Annotated in this window: 12 protein-coding genes; 11 read left to right on the forward strand and 1 reads right to left on the reverse strand. The window is 69.7% G+C overall.

The window, feature by feature from the left end; translation table 11 throughout:
• The first annotated feature begins 30 nt into the window (after positions 1-30).
• From M4960_RS06625 to M4960_RS06650, 6 genes are all read left to right on the forward strand, one after another.
• Positions 31-1,098, forward strand: coding sequence for an NAD(P)-dependent oxidoreductase (locus M4960_RS06625; protein WP_248703807.1), 1,068 nt, complete (start codon positions 31-33; stop codon positions 1,096-1,098).
• Positions 1,095-1,640: an AAA family ATPase gene (locus tag M4960_RS06630; protein ID WP_248703808.1), complete on the forward strand. Its 546-nt coding sequence runs from the start codon at positions 1,095-1,097 to the stop codon at positions 1,638-1,640. The genes M4960_RS06625 and M4960_RS06630 overlap by 4 nt, the downstream gene beginning before the upstream one ends.
• Before the next feature lie 90 nt (positions 1,641-1,730).
• Complete coding sequence (locus M4960_RS06635) at positions 1,731-3,575, forward strand: thioredoxin domain-containing protein (protein WP_248703809.1); 1,845 nt, start codon at positions 1,731-1,733, stop codon at positions 3,573-3,575.
• An 18-nt stretch (positions 3,576-3,593) separates the two neighbouring features.
• The gene (gene hrpA / locus M4960_RS06640; RefSeq protein ID WP_248703810.1) at positions 3,594-7,451 is read left to right on the forward strand and encodes an ATP-dependent RNA helicase HrpA; all 3,858 of its coding nucleotides are present in this window, start codon (positions 3,594-3,596) and stop codon (positions 7,449-7,451) included.
• A gap of 39 nt (positions 7,452-7,490) precedes the next feature.
• Complete coding sequence (locus tag M4960_RS06645) at positions 7,491-9,233, forward strand: ATP-dependent endonuclease (protein WP_123338552.1); 1,743 nt, start codon at positions 7,491-7,493, stop codon at positions 9,231-9,233.
• Between the two features lie 19 nt (positions 9,234-9,252).
• Positions 9,253-9,621, forward strand: coding sequence for a VOC family protein (locus M4960_RS06650; protein WP_123292292.1), 369 nt, complete (start codon positions 9,253-9,255; stop codon positions 9,619-9,621).
• On the opposite strand, the gene M4960_RS06655 is transcribed toward M4960_RS06650, so the two are convergent.
• Complete coding sequence (locus tag M4960_RS06655) at positions 9,622-10,176, reverse strand: YbaK/EbsC family protein (protein WP_248703811.1); 555 nt, start codon at positions 10,174-10,176, stop codon at positions 9,622-9,624.
• A gap of 40 nt (positions 10,177-10,216) precedes the next feature.
• Between M4960_RS06655 and M4960_RS06660 the strand changes: the two genes are divergently transcribed.
• The 5 genes from M4960_RS06660 (at position 10,217) to M4960_RS06680 (ending at position 14,684) form a co-directional block, all read left to right on the forward strand.
• Positions 10,217-10,909 (forward strand): maleylpyruvate isomerase family mycothiol-dependent enzyme, encoded by a 693-nt coding sequence (locus M4960_RS06660; RefSeq protein ID WP_132099849.1) that lies wholly within the window; start codon positions 10,217-10,219, stop codon positions 10,907-10,909.
• Complete coding sequence (locus tag M4960_RS06665) at positions 10,906-11,562, forward strand: CatA-like O-acetyltransferase (protein WP_248703812.1); 657 nt, start codon at positions 10,906-10,908, stop codon at positions 11,560-11,562. Before M4960_RS06660 ends, M4960_RS06665 begins: the two co-directional genes overlap by 4 nt.
• 224 nt (positions 11,563-11,786) lie before the next feature.
• Positions 11,787-12,407 carry a hypothetical protein gene (locus tag M4960_RS06670; protein WP_248703813.1) on the forward strand — a complete coding sequence of 207 codons (621 nt, stop codon included), beginning with the start codon at positions 11,787-11,789 and terminating at the stop codon, positions 12,405-12,407.
• A 40-nt stretch (positions 12,408-12,447) separates the two neighbouring features.
• Positions 12,448-13,383, forward strand: a complete 936-nt coding sequence (locus tag M4960_RS06675; RefSeq protein WP_248703814.1) for a signal peptidase I — start codon at positions 12,448-12,450, stop codon at positions 13,381-13,383.
• Positions 13,380-14,684 (forward strand): hypothetical protein, encoded by a 1,305-nt coding sequence (locus M4960_RS06680; protein ID WP_248703815.1) that lies wholly within the window; start codon positions 13,380-13,382, stop codon positions 14,682-14,684. The genes M4960_RS06675 and M4960_RS06680 overlap by 4 nt, the downstream gene beginning before the upstream one ends.
• The last annotated feature ends 8 nt before the right edge of the window (positions 14,685-14,692 follow it).

The raw sequence follows: 14,692 nt of genomic DNA on the forward strand, positions 1-14,692 counted from the left end.
GACGACGCGCGTCCCGGCTAGCGTTGGCGCATGAGCTCCAGACGCGCGGTCATCGTCGGCGGTACCGGCGGGATCGGTTCGGCCGTCGCGCGTGAACTCCTCGACGCCTCCGGGCGGGGCGGCGACGACTGGCAGGTCGACGTCCTCGCCCGCCGCGGAGGCCCGGCAGCCGATTCCCTCACCGCCCGCGGCGCGACCTTCACCGCGGGTGACCGCCGCGACACGAGCACCCTGCGCGACCTCCTCCGCCCCGGCGCGGACCTGCTCGTCGACACCGTGGGGCTGACCCGCGACGACGCGACGCAGCTCCTGCCGTTCCTCGACGACGTCGGTTCCAGCGTCTTCGTCTCCTCGCGTGCGGTCTACGTCGACGACCAGGGCCGGCACGCGAACTCGACGGACAAGCCGGTCTTCGGCGCCGCGGTCACCGAGATCCAACCGACCGTCACGGCGGGCGACGGCGACCCGACCAGCCGTGACGGCTACGGCGCGGCGAAGGTGGCGTCCGAGCAGGTGCTGCTCGACCACGGCGCCCCGGTCACGGTGCTGCGCCCGTCGAAGGTGTACGGCGTCGGCATCGGCCGTCCGCGTGAGTGGTTCGTGGTCCGCCGGGTCCTCGACGGCCGCGAACGGATCCTGCTCGCCGACCACGGCCGCGGTGTGGACCACACGACGGCGGCGAGCGGCATCGGCTCGCTCGTCCGACTGGTCGCGGACGCTCCGGACCGGCGCATCCTCAACGTCGCCGATGACTCCGCTCCGACGGCGCTCGAGATCGTGCGGACGATCGCTGGGCACCTCGACCACCGGTTCGACGAGGTCCTGCTCGACGCGGACGCCCCTGCCTTCGTCGGCACGACCCCGTGGTCGTCGCCGTCACCGTTCGTCCTCGACACGACGGCGGCACGGGCGCTCGGGTGGCAGCCGCCGACCTTCGCGACCGCGGTCCTGCCCGAACTCGACTGGTTGGTGGAGACGGCGCAGTCCACACCGGCGGACGGCGACGTGCCGTGGGCTGACGACCCGTTCTGGGAGCGCATGTTCGACTACGGCCCCGAGGACGCTGCCCTCGCGCTCCTGTCGCTGGGCCTCGGGTGACGGCGCCGAGCACGTCCCGCTCCGAGGTCCTGTTCATCGGCGGTCGGTCCGGTGTCGGCAAGTCCACCGCGGCCGAGGCACTGCACGACTTGCTCGTCGCTGCGGACGTCCGCCACGCGGTGATCGAGGGCGACCTGCTCGACCTGGCGCACCCGGCACCGCACGTCGAGCACCCCGAGGCGCGGCTCGCGGAACGGAACCTCGCCGCCCTGTGGACGTCCTACCGCGAGCTCGGCCACCACCGGCTGGTCTACACGAACACCGTTTCCGTGCTCGAACACGAGCGTCTGGCGGCCGCCATGGGCGACGACCCCGTGGTCACGACGGTCCTGCTGCGCGCGGCGGACGGTCCCACCGCCGAGCGCCTCGCTCGGCGGGCAGGTGGCAAGGTCCCGCAGGCGCAGCTCGCGCACAGCACGCGAACGGCCGGGAGGCTCGACTCGGCTTCCGGGGACACGGTCACCCGGGTGGACACCGACGATCTCACCCCCGCCCAGGTCGCGCAGCGCCTCGCCGCGTTGACGGGGTGGCTCACCCGCTGACCGTCCCGCTGCGGCCTGTGGACTCCGCGATCCGTCCACAGATCGCGTCCGTCGCTGGCCCGCTCAGTCGCCACGGGGCACGCTGGAGTCATGAACGACAACCGACTCGGCACCTCGGTCAGCCCGTACCTCCGGCTGCACGCCGGTAACCCCGTGGACTGGCACGAGTGGGGCCCCGAAGCCTTCGCCGAGGCACGTGAGCGCGGCGTCCCGGTCCTGGTGTCGGTCGGCTACGCCACGTGCCACTGGTGCCACGTCATGGCGCGTGAGAGCTTCGCCGACCCGGAGATCGGTTCACTGCTCCGCCAGGACTTCGTCGCCGTCAAGGTCGACCGCGAAGAACGTCCCGACGTCGACGCCAGCCTGATGGCCGCCGCGAGCGCGTTCACGCAGCAGCTCGGGTGGCCCCTGACGACGTTCCTGACGCCCGAGGGCCACGTGTTCTTCGCCGGCACCTACTTCCCGCCGACCCCGGTCGGTCAGGTGCCCGCGTTCCGGCAGATCCTGGCGGCGGTGCTCGACGCGTGGACCGAGCGGCGGCACGAGGTCGACGCGAACGCCGCGGCCATCGCGACGGCGATCCGGCAGGGGGCCGAGGTGGACGCGACCGCCCGCGCGGCCGACGGTGCTGACGGAGCCGACCCGCGCCTCCCGTCCGTCGACAACATCCGGGCCGTCACCGGTCAGCTGTCGCAGGCAGAGGACACCACCTACGGTGGTTTCGGCGGCGCTCCGAAGTTCCCGAGCACGCCGCTGCTGGAGTTCCTCGCCGACGCGGCACGCGACGGCGATGCCGAGGCCGACGGTCTGCTGGACCGGTCGCTCCACGCGATCCGGGCCTCCGAGCTGACCGATGCCGACGGCGGTGTCTTCCGGTACGCCACCAAGCGCGACTGGAGTGTGCCGCACTACGAGCGGATGCTCTACGACAACGCCGGACTCCTCGCGGTCGCCGGCGCCGAACAGGCGCGCGGCATCGCGGACTTCCTGCGCGACACCCTGCGGCAGGACGACGGAGCGTTCGTCGCCGCGCAGGACAGCGAGTCCACGATCGACGGCCAGCGGGTGGAGGGCGAGTGGTACCGACGGCCGCTGTCCGAGCGCGTGCTCCTCGACCCGCCACCACTCGACGACCAGGTCCTGACCGGCTGGAACGGCCTGGCGATCCGCGGACTCGCGATCGCCGGTGACCGCCACGACGACCCCGAGATGATCGGCATCGCCCGGGATGCGGCCGATGCGCTGCTGCGGTCGCACGTGCGTGAAGGGCACGTCGTGGTTCGCTCGAGCACGCCTCGCGGCGCGTCAGCAGCACCGGCGACCATCGAGGACGTCGGGCTGCTGGCCGAGGGTCTGCTCGAGCTCGCCCTGGTGACCGGCGAGGTCACCTACGCCGTGACGGCTCGTGCCCTGGTCGACGACGGCCTGGCGAACCGGTTCGACGTCGACGCCGTGCTCGCCGGAGCGGGCACGGCAACCGGGGAACAGCCGCAGACCGCGATGCGCTCCGGCACGGTGGCGCTGGCCGCAGCGGCAGCCGGCCTCGCGGCGCTGACCGGCGACTCCGCGTACCGGACGGCGGCCGCGCGGTTGGTGGCTGACCGCGCGACGACGGGTACCGAGCGACCGCTCGGGCACGCCGACGCCCTCGGTGTCGCACTCGGCTTGCAACGGCCCTCGCGCGAGGTCGTGGTCGTGACGTCGGACCCGCACGACCCACTCCGCGATGCCGTCCGCGCCGCGCGCCGACCCGGCACGGTCATCGCTCGTGTGACCCCGACGCAGGCTGCGGAGTGGTCAGCTGCGGGGTTCGAACTGTTCGAGGCACGGGACGCCCTCGACCCGGCTGCGTACGTCTGCCACGACCGCGTGTGCGCCCTGCCCGCTCGGTCCGCAGGAGACCTGGCCGCCGGGCTCGCAGCACCGGCGGCGTGACGGTATCCTGGAATGCTCATGTCTCCCACGCCGCCAGTCATCACGTACCCGCCCGAACTGCCGGTCTCGCAGCGGCGGGACGACATCGCGGCTGCCATCCGTGACAACCAGGTCGTCATCGTCGCGGGTGCCACCGGCTCGGGCAAGACCACCCAGCTGCCGAAGATCTGCCTCGAGCTCGGGCGTGAGCACATCGGACACACCCAGCCCCGCCGGATCGCCGCTCGCACCATCGCCGAGCGCGTGTCCGAAGAGCTCGGCAGCGACCTCGGCGACCTGGTCGGCTACCAGGTCCGGTTCACCGACAAGGTGTCGTCGAACACCCGCATCAAGCTGATGACCGACGGCATCCTGCTGAACGAGATCCACTTCGACCGCGACCTGAAGCGGTACGACACGATCATCATCGACGAGGCGCACGAGCGGTCGCTCACGATCGACTTCCTGCTCGGCTACCTCAAGCGGCTCCTGGTGCGGCGCCCTGACCTCAAGCTGATCATCACGAGCGCGACGATCGACCCCGAGTCCTTCTCGAAGCACTTCGGCGACGCCCCGATCATCGAGGTCTCCGGGCGGACCTACCCCGTCGAGATCCGGTACCGCCCGCTCGTGTCCGAGGACGCCGACGACACCGACGAGGACGACGAGACCGACTCGCGCACGGCCGACCGCGGCGGGGCGAACGGCGCCGACGATCGCGACACCCTGCAGGGGATCACCGACGCACTCGACGAACTCGCGCGCGAAGAACCCGGCGACGTGCTCGTGTTCCTGTCCGGCGAGAACGAGATCCGCGACGCGCAGGACGCGATCGAGGGCAAGCGCTACCAGGGCACCGAGGTCCTGCCCCTGTACGGCCGGCTCTCCGCCGCCGACCAGCACCGCGTCTTCGACCGACGCACCACGCCGGGGATCCGCCGACGCGTGGTGCTCGCCACCAACGTCGCCGAGACCTCGCTGACGGTGCCCGGCATCAAGTACGTCATCGACACCGGCACCGCGCGCATCTCGCGGTACTCCCCGCGCGCCAAGGTGCAGCGGCTGCCGATCGAGGCGATCTCGCAGGCCAGCGCCAACCAGCGTTCGGGTCGAGCGGGCCGCACGAGCGCCGGCATCGCGATCCGGCTCTACTCCGAAGACGACTTCGAGCGTCGCGACGAGTTCACCGACCCCGAGATCCTGCGGACGAACCTCGCCGCGGTGATCCTGCAGATGATCTCGCTCGGGTTCGGCGACATCGAGTCGTTCCCGTTCCTGCAGCCACCGGACTCCCGCGGCGTGAAGGACGGCCTGGACCTGCTGCGCGAACTCCGTGCCGTCGACAAGGACGGCCGAATCACCAAGTCCGGACGACAGCTCACCCGGCTGCCGATCGACCCGCGGCTCGGCCGGATGGTGCTCGAGGCCGGGCGCCAGGGCGTCGGTCGCGAGGTCGTCGCCGTCGTCAGTGCCCTGAGCATCCAGGACCCCCGCGAACGCCCGCTCGAGAAGCGCGCCCACGCCGACCAGATGCACGCCCGCTTCGCCGACCCGACGAGCGACTTCCTCACCCTGCTCGCGCTGTGGAACTACATCGAGGACAAGCAGGACGAGCTGTCGTCGAGCGCGTTCCGCCGGCTCTGCAAGGCCGAGTTCCTCAACTACCTGCGCATCCGCGAGTGGCAGGACCTCTACCGCCAGCTCTCCCGCGCCGCGAAGCAGGTCGACGTCCGCGTGGGGCAGTCCCGCTCCGAGGACGGCGACGCGGTGCACCGGTCCCTGCTCGCCGGTCTGCTCAGCCAGATCGGGCTGCGCGACCGCGAGAAGCGCGACTACCTCGGCTCGCGGAACACCCGGTTCGTGGTGTTCCCGGGCAGTGTGCTCGCGAAGAAGCAGCCCGACGCGGTGATGGCGGCCGAACTCGTCGAGACCAGTCGACTGTTCGCACGGACCGTCGGCCGGATCGACCCCGCCTGGGTCGAGCCCCTCGCCGGTGACCTGCTGAAGCGCACCTACGGCGAACCGCACTGGGAGAAGAAGCAGGGCGCGGTCGTCGCCTACGAGCGGGTGACCCTGTTCGGCGTCCCGATCGTGCAGCGGCGCCGCGTGCAGTACGCCCGGATCGACCCGGAGCACTCGCGCGAGCTCTTCATCCGCCACGCCCTGGTCGAGGGCGAGTGGGAGTCGCAGCAGGCGTTCGACCGTGCCAACCGGAAGCTCCGCAAGGAACTCGAGCAGCTCGAGGAGCGCACGCGCCGGCGCGACATCCTGCTCGACGACGAGAACGTCTACGAGTTCTACGACGCCCGCATCCCCGCCGACATCGCGACGACCCGCGACTTCGAGGGGTGGTGGCGGACGACGCGCCGCGACCAGCCGGACCTGCTCACGATGCGCAGGGCGGACCTCCTGGACGAATCCGCTGCCGAGGCAGCGGAGGACGACGTCGAGTACCCGACCCAGTGGCGGAGCGGCGACCAGCGACTCGCGATCCAGTACCGCTTCGAGCCGGGCGCGCAGGACGACGGTGTCAGCGTGCAGGTGCCGCTCGCACTGCTCCCCCGCATGCGCGAAGAGGGCTTCGACTGGCAGGTCCGCGGCCTGCGCAAGGAGCTCGTGACCGCCCTCATCAAGTCGCTGCCGAAGCAGATCCGCAAGAACGTCGTACCCGCCGCCGACTGGGCCGAGAAGATCGTCGCCGAACTGCCGGACGACGCCCCGACCGAGCCGACCGAGTCGTTCCGCGCGACCCTGGCCAAGGCGATCCAGCGCATGACCTACGTGCCGGTGTCGGAGTCCGACTTCGACCTGGCCCGCGTGCCGTCGCACCTGCTGCCGACCTGGGCGGTCGTCGACGAACGTGGTCGGCGGGTCGAGGCCGGCAAGGACCTGTCGGTCCTGCAGACGAAGCTCAAGGACCGCACGCAGCAGAGTGTCGCCTCCGCCACGGTGCGGGCTGCGGGCCAGCCAGGAGGCGCGGCTCGCGTCGCCGCCGCTGGTGGCGGTGCCGGGGTGGAACAGTCCGGCCTGACGACCTGGCCGGCCCAGGACCTGCCGCAGACCCTCGACACCAAGCAGGCCGGTGGCGTCATCCGCGCGTACCCGTCCCTGGTGGAAGAGGGCTCCGGTCCGAAGGCGACCGTCGGCGTGCAGTTGCTCGCGACGCCGTCCGACCGGCAGGTGCGCATGCCCGCCGGGGTCCGTCGCCTGGTGATGCTCGCGGTGCCGTCGCCGGTGTCGTACATCCAGTCGCACCTGACGGCGCAGGAGAAACTCGCACTCGCGGCGAGCCCGTACGCCTCCACGAACGCACTCTTCGACGACGTGCTCGCGGCCGTCGTCGACGCGGTGATCCGTCGCGCTCACCCGGACGGGCTCGTGTTCACGAAGGCCGCGTTCGAAGCGGTTCGTGACGCCGTGTCGGCGACGGTCGTCGACACGATGTTCACGGCGGTGTCCGAGCTCGCTGCCGTGCTCCTCGCCCAACGGTCCGCCGAACGAGCACTCAAGCAGGCGAACTCGATGTCCCTGCTCGGTGCGCTGACGGACATGCGCCAGCAGATGGAGCGTCTCGTCTCCCCGGGGTTCGTCTCCGTCGCCGGGACCGACCGGCTCCGGCGCATCCGGGTGTACCTGCAGGGCATCGAGGCACGCGTGCAGAAGCTGCTGCAGAACCCCGGGCGCGATGCCACGTGGATGCGCGAGGTCACCGTCGCCACCGACCGCTACGTCGACGCCGGCGGGGCCTTCCCTCCGGCAGTCGGTTCGCACCCCGAGCTCGTGCACGCGCGGTGGATGCTCGAGGAGTTCCGCCTCAGCCTGTTCGCGCAAGAACTCGGCACCGCTGAGACGGTGTCGTTGCAGCGGATCACGAAGGCCCTGACCGCAGCGCGCTGATCGCTTCCGGCGCCGACTTCCGCGTGCCATGATCAACGGATGAACGGCATCGAGGCAATCGCGTTCCGAAACTTCCGAAGTTATCGCGGGCCGAGCTTTTCCATTCTACCAATGGACAAGGTCAACTTGATCGCTGGTCAGAACAACAGCGGCAAGTCGAATGCCCTCCGCGTCGTGATGAACATCTTCGGCAACGGACCGAAATCCAGTGCATCCAACCGGGCGGTCGGCGATGAGGAGGACGACCGAGACGACTACCTCTTACTCGTGAGCTTCGACAATCTGAAGCTCGGAGACGAGCGCCGCTCTCTCGCACCCCACCTGAGAAGCTTCGCGGAGAACATCCGGTCCGCCCTTCTCCTACCGGACCATGCCGCAGACTCTATATGGCTGCCGAACAACCGAGGGCCTCAGGGGCTCGCAGCAACCACCCCACTCGTGAAGGAACTGGGCAGGCTAATTGGCGATGGCAATCTGACCTCGATCCTCGCGGCCCAATTGGACGTCTTCACCGGCGACAAAGCCGGAGCAACGGCGAGCAACGTCGTCGCAGATCTGGTCGATCGGATGACCGGCAAGGCAGAGTCCTTCATGATCGACGGCGGACGAGCTATCACAAACGAGAGCAATACAGAAAAAGAGCTCAATGGAGCAGGCATCGTTCGTCGTCTCCTCCAACTGCAACACCCAGCATTTGCCGATCGCCGACTCAAGGCCCGGTTCCACGCGATCGAGCGGTTCGTCCAAACCGTTCTCGAGGACGACGACCTCACAATTGAGATCCCGCACAATGCGGAATCTATACACATCACACAGAACGGTCACACATTACCCATCGAACACCTCGGTACGGGAATCCACGAGGTTGTGATTTTAGCGGCAGCCGCGACGACGATCGAGGAATCGATCGTTTGCATAGAAGAACCCGAGGTCCATCTTCATCCACTCTTGCAGAGAAAGCTTTTGCAGTACCTCGCGAATGAGACGACGAATACCTACTTCATCGCAACACACTCCGCCCACATGCTCGACGTCGGCATCGGTACCATTTCTCATGTGACGGTTGAGGCCGGTAATTCGACCGTCGACACGGTCGGTTCAGCGAGCGGGCGCGCCAACATCTGCGAGGACCTCGGCTACCGGCCATCCGACCTCGTCCAGGCGAATGTAGTCATCTGGGTGGAGGGGCCGTCCGACCGCATTTACTTGAAGTCATGGATTGATCGTACTGCTCCGGAATATTTCGCCGAGGGCATTCACTACTCGATCATGTTCTACGGAGGGGGATTATTGAACGCACTCTCACCTCTGGACAAACCCGAGGTGGAAGACTTCATTTCGCTTCGTCGCCTGAACAGGTACGTAGCGGTCCTTATCGATTCGGATCGACATGCGCCCGGCGACCACCTGAACGAAAGCAAACAGCAAGTACTGGACGCTCTTCGCGAAGACCCGAGCCGAAGCTTCGGGTGGGTCACTTGGGGATACACAATCGAGAACTACGTGCCACATCACGTACTGAGCGCCGCCATCCGCAAAGCGCATCCAAAGAAGGGTAATCCGCCGGCCACATCGGCAGGACGATACGAGAACCCGCTGAAGGCTTCTCGTATTGGCGTTGAACCGAGCAAGGTGGCGATTGCGCGCGCGGCTTCGAAGATGTGGCTGGATCCACTCCCACAACATCTTCAGTCGGAGGTGGATGGTCTCATCGCGCTCATCGGCGCAGCCAATGATCACATGTCTGTCAGAACGGAGCAGGGTGGGGACAAATCGACGTGATCGGTCTAGCCTGACGGCCATGATCGGCACACTCGACATGGTCGTCCTGGACTGCGCAGACCCTCGCGGTCTGGCGCGCTTCTACGCGGAGCTGCTCGGCGGCGAGATCGTCGGCTTCGACGAGGACTGGGCCGAGGTCGCGCTCCCCTTCACCGACCAGCGTCCGCTCCTGGCGTTCCAGCAGGTCGAGGACTACCGCGCACCGGAGTGGCCCGGCCAGCTCGTCCCGCAGCAGAGCCACCTCGACGTGAAGGTCGAGGACCTCGACGACGGCGAGGCAGCGGTCCTGGCGATCGGTGCGACCGCGACGGGCTCGGCGACCCCGACGTTCCGCGTGTACCTCGACCCGGCGGGGCACCCGTTCTGCCTCATCCGCCCGAACGACTGATCAGGCTTCGGTCGCGAGCCCCTCGGTCGCCAGGCCCTCGACGACCTGCACACCCGGCAGCGCTCCGAGGACGGAGCCGGGCAGGAACACCTTCGCGCCGCGGCGGCCTGCCCCGATCACCGCGTTCGGTGCATCGAGCACACGGGAATCGACGTACACCGGCCAGTCGGAGGGGAGCCCGATCGGGGTGATCCCGCCGTACTCCATGCCCGTCAGCTCCACGGCCTGGTCCATCGGCGCGAAGCTCGCCTTCCGCACGTCGAGCAGCTTCCGGACGACACGGTTCACGTCGAGGCGGGTGTGGGCGAGCACGACGCACGCGGCGAACCGGACGTCCTCGCCGCGCTTGCCCGCGACGACGATGCAGTTCGCCCCGCCGTCGAGCGGGAAGCCGTACGCATCCGAGAACGCGGCGGTGTCTGCCAGGTCAGGGTCGATCGGAGCTGCCTCGATCCGTGCGGCGACATCGGCGGGCAACGCGGCGAGCGCTGCGGCGACGGGTGCGGCCAGCAGTTCCGGGGCGGTCAGGGAAGGAACCCGTTCGAGCGTCGGCATGGCTCCACCCTAGGGAGCACCTCGTGACCATGCTGGCTCCATGTCGACGTACGACACCCACCTCACCGCCCTCGCCGGAGCAGCGCAACGGTTCGACGACGTCCTGCGGTCCGGCGACCGCGCGGCACCGGTGCCGTCGTGCCCTGGTTGGTCCGTCGAGGACCTCGGTGTCCATCTGACCGACGTGCACCGGTGGGCGCTCGGGCAGCTGACCGGTTCGGAGCCCGCACCGCTCGCGCACGACGACCTCGCGGACCGCTTCCGCACGGGAGCCGACGAACTCGTCGCGGCGCTCCGGGCACGCTCCTCGGACACTCCGTGCTCGGCGATCTACCCGCCGGACACGGCCGCGACCTGGGCACGTCGCCAGGCGCACGAGACCGCGATCCACCTGTGGGACGCGCAGCGGGCGCTGGGAGTCGAGCCGGGCCTCCCGGTCGAGCTGGCGACCGACGGTGTTCGTGAGGTCGTCGGTGACCTGTACCCGCGTCAGGTGCGGCTCGGCCGCATCGCGGCGCTGGCGCGGACCGTCGCGTTCGCGTTCTCCGACGCACCCGGCGAGGCCTCGCTCGACGGCACGGACGGTGGCGACGCCGCCGTCATCGTCACCGGTCGGGCGGAGGACGTGCTGCTCCTCCTGTGGAAGCGACGGGCGCTCGTCGAGGTCGCGTTGACGATCGACGGTGAGCGGGCAGCACTCGACGCCGCACTCGCGACCAGACTGGTGCCATGACGGAGATCCGACCGATCGACCTGGACACCTGGCCCCGCCGCGAGCACTTCGAGCACTACCGGCGGCGTGTGCAGTGCACCTACGAGGTGACCGTCGACGTCGACGTCACGGCCTTCGTCGCAGCGGTCCGCACGAGCGCGGCGAAGACCTACGCGTCCCAGATCTGGGCGATCGCGACCGTGGTCAACCGTCACGCCGAGTTCCGGATGCAACTGCTCGACGACGGCTCCCCCGGCGTCTGGGACGTCGTGCACCCGATGTTCACGGTGTTCCACCCGGACACGGAGACCTTCTCGGCGTTGGTGGTGCCCTACGACGAGGACCCCGGCCGGTTCCACGCCGCCGCGGTCGAGACGATGGATCGGTACCGGGACGACGTCCGGATGTTCCCGCAGGACGACCGGCCCCGGAACGTGTTCGACGTCTCCACCTTCCCCCGCACGTCGTTCACCGGGTTCGCGCTGCACGTCCGCGACGGGTACGACCACCTGTTGCCGATCATCACGCTCGGCAGGTACCGGACGGAGGGTGACCGCACGGTGATGCCGATGGCGCTGCAGATCAACCACGCGGCGGCCGACGGTTTCCACACCTCGCGGTTGGTCCAGGAGCTCGAGGACCTGTTCGCCGACGCGTCGTGGCCCGCGGGCTGACGCGAGACCCCGACGACGCTCCGACCCTCGGCCGAGGGGTGCACGGAACTGTCTGCCCGTGCTTTGGGGGACTCCGAGGGTTCTGAGCATCCCTACAGTCACAAATGACTGAACACTTCTCAGTTCGCGGACGCCCTTCCTGCGGCCTCGCGCTGCCCCCGTGCATCCCTGGCGCGCCGGGCAGACCCTGATCCGAACCGGACCCCCGGAGGTACAGCACAGCCATGTCCCGACACGTCATCGCGAACCGCGCCGGTCGCCGGCGCTTCAGCCCGCTCCTGATCGGCGCTGGCGTCGCCGCCGCGGTCGCCCTGTCCATGTCCTTCTCGGGCACGCTCTCGGCCTACACGGCGAGCTTCGTCCACCCGGACAACACCGTCTCCACAGCCTCCATCAGCATCGCTGAGACGTCGGCGGACGGGTCGAACACCACGTGCGGCACGGACTCGTCCGGCACCGCGACCTGCCGCACCGCGAACCTCTACAGCGGACAGACGCTCAGCCCGGGTGACACGAAGTCGACGACCGTGACGTTCAAGAACACCGGATCGACGACTCCGCAGCGGTTCGCCCTGACTGGTGGCGCCTGCACCACCAGCCCGGCCAGCAGCTCCGTGGACCTGTGCGACAAGGTGGTCGTCTCGCTGAAGTGGCGCAACGCCGACGTCCTGCCCGCCAGCACGACCCCGAAGTCCCTCGCTGGCACCACGACGGTCGTGCCGAACCCGCCCGCTCCGACCGAGGTCCTCAGCGCCGTCGTCACGGTCACCCTGCCGGCCGACACAGCGAACAGCACGTCGGGGTTGTCGCTCTCGCAGCCTCTCACGTGGACGTTCACCGCCTGAGCCGGGCGGACCCCGAGCAAGCGCGGAGCGTCACCAGCCGATGAGCACCAGCAGCCTCCAGAGGCCCGCGACCGTCGTCATCGACGGTCGCGGGGCCCTCGACGCGCCGTCGCGGGGACGGCGACGGGCCCGCGGCACGGCTGTCCCGCCGCGGGTCGTGGTGCTCTTCCTGCTGGTGGCACTCGCCGTCGGGGGGATCGCCGTCGCGGCGGTGTCCGGGCTCCGGGCCTTCGACGTGCGCACGCCGTCGATGGGCACCGCTGCTCCCGTCGGGAGCCTCGTGCTCACACGTCCCGCGGTCGTGGGCGACCTGCGGACGGGCGACGTCATCACCTTCCGCCCCGACGCCGGCAGCGAGTTCTACACGCACCGGATCGACAGCCGTGGCTCGGCGGGCATCCAGACCCGCGGTGACGTGAACGCCGCGCCGGATGCCTGGCTCATCGCACCGACCGACGTGGTCGGACACGTGGTCGTCGTCCTGCCCGGCGCAGGGTGGGCGGCGCGCGGACTGCCGTGGATCGTCGCGGCCGTCGCACTCGTCTGGTTCGGCACGGGGTTCCTCGCTCCGGGTGACGCCCGCTCCGCGTCGCGGCTGCTCGGAGCGGCCCTCGCCGTGGCGGTGGTCGGCGCGGTCCTCCGTCCGTTCGTGGCGGTGCAGCTGCTCGCGACGTCGACGACGGCGGACGGCGGCGTCGCCCGCGTCGTCTCGACCGGCCTGCTCCCCATCCGGGCATCGATCGCCGAGGGCGGTTCAGCGCACCTCACCAGCGGACAGACCGCCGAGGTCGGTGTCTCCCCCGGTGCGGGCGGGGTCTTCCACGTCGCATCGCAGCTCGAGCTGTCGGTCCTCGGTTGGGCGGGCCTCGGGCTGGTGTGCGCGGTCCCGATCGTCGTGGCGGTCCTCGTCGGACGGAACGACGTGCCGCTGACGGACGCCGAGACAGCCGCTCCGCCGGCGGGAACGGTGCGGTGAGGCGCCCCTGGCGGTCGCTGGCCGTCGCACTGCTCGCCGTCGGGGTCATCGTCGCCGGGTACGTCCCCACGACGCACGGCGCCTACACCGCGACCTTCGTGCACCCGACCGACACCGTGACGACGTCGCCGAGCTACAACCGCACGACCTTCCCGATGCGCGACAGCTTCGCCGGCGGCCAGGCCGGCTGGACGACGTACAACGGGTGCTGGTCGACCCAGACCACCTTCGGCTACGGCAAGTTCCTCGAGACGTGCGGCGGGACCGGTGGCCCGAAGGCCGTCACCGGCAACCCGGCGTGGACCGACTACACGGTGCAGGCCGACGTCCAGGTGAACGAGGGCACACAAGCCGGACTCCTCGCCCGGGTGACCTCGCCGGCATCCGGTACGGACGCCATGAACGCGTACTACGCCGCCGTCGACCTGTCGGACAACTCGTTGTTCATCGGGCGGATGCGGAACGGGTCCTACACCCCGTCGCTCGCGCGCACGTCGATCCCCGGCACACTCGCGCTCGGGCAGTTCTACCACCTCGTCGTCCAGGTGTCGGGCTGCACGGTCACCGCGTGGCAGACCACGGTCGGTGCGAACTCCTGGACCCGCGCGACCTTCACCGACCCGGCGTCGACCTGCCTGACCGCCGGCGCGGTCGGCCTCCGCAACCAGGACAGCAAGGCCGGCTACCGCTTCTTCACGGCGACGTCGGGTGCACCGGCGGCATCGGTGAGCACCACGCCGTACAACTCCACGTTCAGCACCGCGAGCTTCAACGACGGCCCGGCGGCCGCCACGTACGGCGGCTCCTGGAGCTTCGACCAGCAGGCCGAGACGCTCGCGAACACCGCCGACCAGGGCGTCGGCGACAAGCAGGTGCTGAACCGTTCGTGGGGCGACCTGACCCTGACCGGCGACGTCCGGCTCATGCGGGAACCGACCGGTTCGATCGATGCGGGGTTCATCACCCGGGTGACCAACCCCGGCAGCGGCGTCGACGACCTCCGCGGGTTCTCAGCCGGCATCAGCGGGACCGCACTCGTCGTCGGACAGCACGACGCCGGTAGGTGGATCCCCGGGGCGACGACTCCGCTGCCACGGGACGTCCGCCGAGGCGAGTGGTGGCACATCACCGTCGCCGTGGTCGGCTGCGTGGTCACGGCGACGGCGTCGCCGTCCGCCGGCGGCACGGTCGTCCAGGCGAGCAAGGACTTCGGCAGCTGCACCACCACGAGCGGCGCGGTGGGGGTGCGCGAGCACCTGGTCGAGGCGCAGTGGCGGAACCTCGCGGTCACCCCGCGCTGATCGGGACG

The organism is Curtobacterium sp. MWU13-2055 (assembly GCF_023242305.1).
GTDB lineage: Bacteria > Actinomycetota > Actinomycetes > Actinomycetales > Microbacteriaceae > Curtobacterium.

What these genes read in the sequence shown, in the direction of transcription:
- M4960_RS06625 (WP_248703807.1), top strand. Translation starts at nt 31, where the DNA reads ATGAGCTCCAGACGCGCGGTCATCGTCGGCGGTACCGGCGGGATCGGT.
- M4960_RS06635 (WP_248703809.1), top strand. Translation starts at nt 1,731, where the DNA reads ATGAACGACAACCGACTCGGCACCTCGGTCAGCCCGTACCTCCGGCTG.
- hrpA (WP_248703810.1), top strand. Translation starts at nt 3,594, where the DNA reads ATGTCTCCCACGCCGCCAGTCATCACGTACCCGCCCGAACTGCCGGTC.
- M4960_RS06645 (WP_123338552.1), top strand. Translation starts at nt 7,491, where the DNA reads ATGAACGGCATCGAGGCAATCGCGTTCCGAAACTTCCGAAGTTATCGC.
- M4960_RS06650 (WP_123292292.1), top strand. Translation starts at nt 9,253, where the DNA reads ATGATCGGCACACTCGACATGGTCGTCCTGGACTGCGCAGACCCTCGC.
- M4960_RS06655 (WP_248703811.1), bottom strand. Translation starts at nt 10,176, where the DNA reads ATGCCGACGCTCGAACGGGTTCCTTCCCTGACCGCCCCGGAACTGCTG.
- M4960_RS06660 (WP_132099849.1), top strand. Translation starts at nt 10,217, where the DNA reads ATGTCGACGTACGACACCCACCTCACCGCCCTCGCCGGAGCAGCGCAA.
- M4960_RS06665 (WP_248703812.1), top strand. Translation starts at nt 10,906, where the DNA reads ATGACGGAGATCCGACCGATCGACCTGGACACCTGGCCCCGCCGCGAG.
- M4960_RS06670 (WP_248703813.1), top strand. Translation starts at nt 11,787, where the DNA reads ATGTCCCGACACGTCATCGCGAACCGCGCCGGTCGCCGGCGCTTCAGC.
- M4960_RS06675 (WP_248703814.1), top strand. Translation starts at nt 12,448, where the DNA reads ATGAGCACCAGCAGCCTCCAGAGGCCCGCGACCGTCGTCATCGACGGT.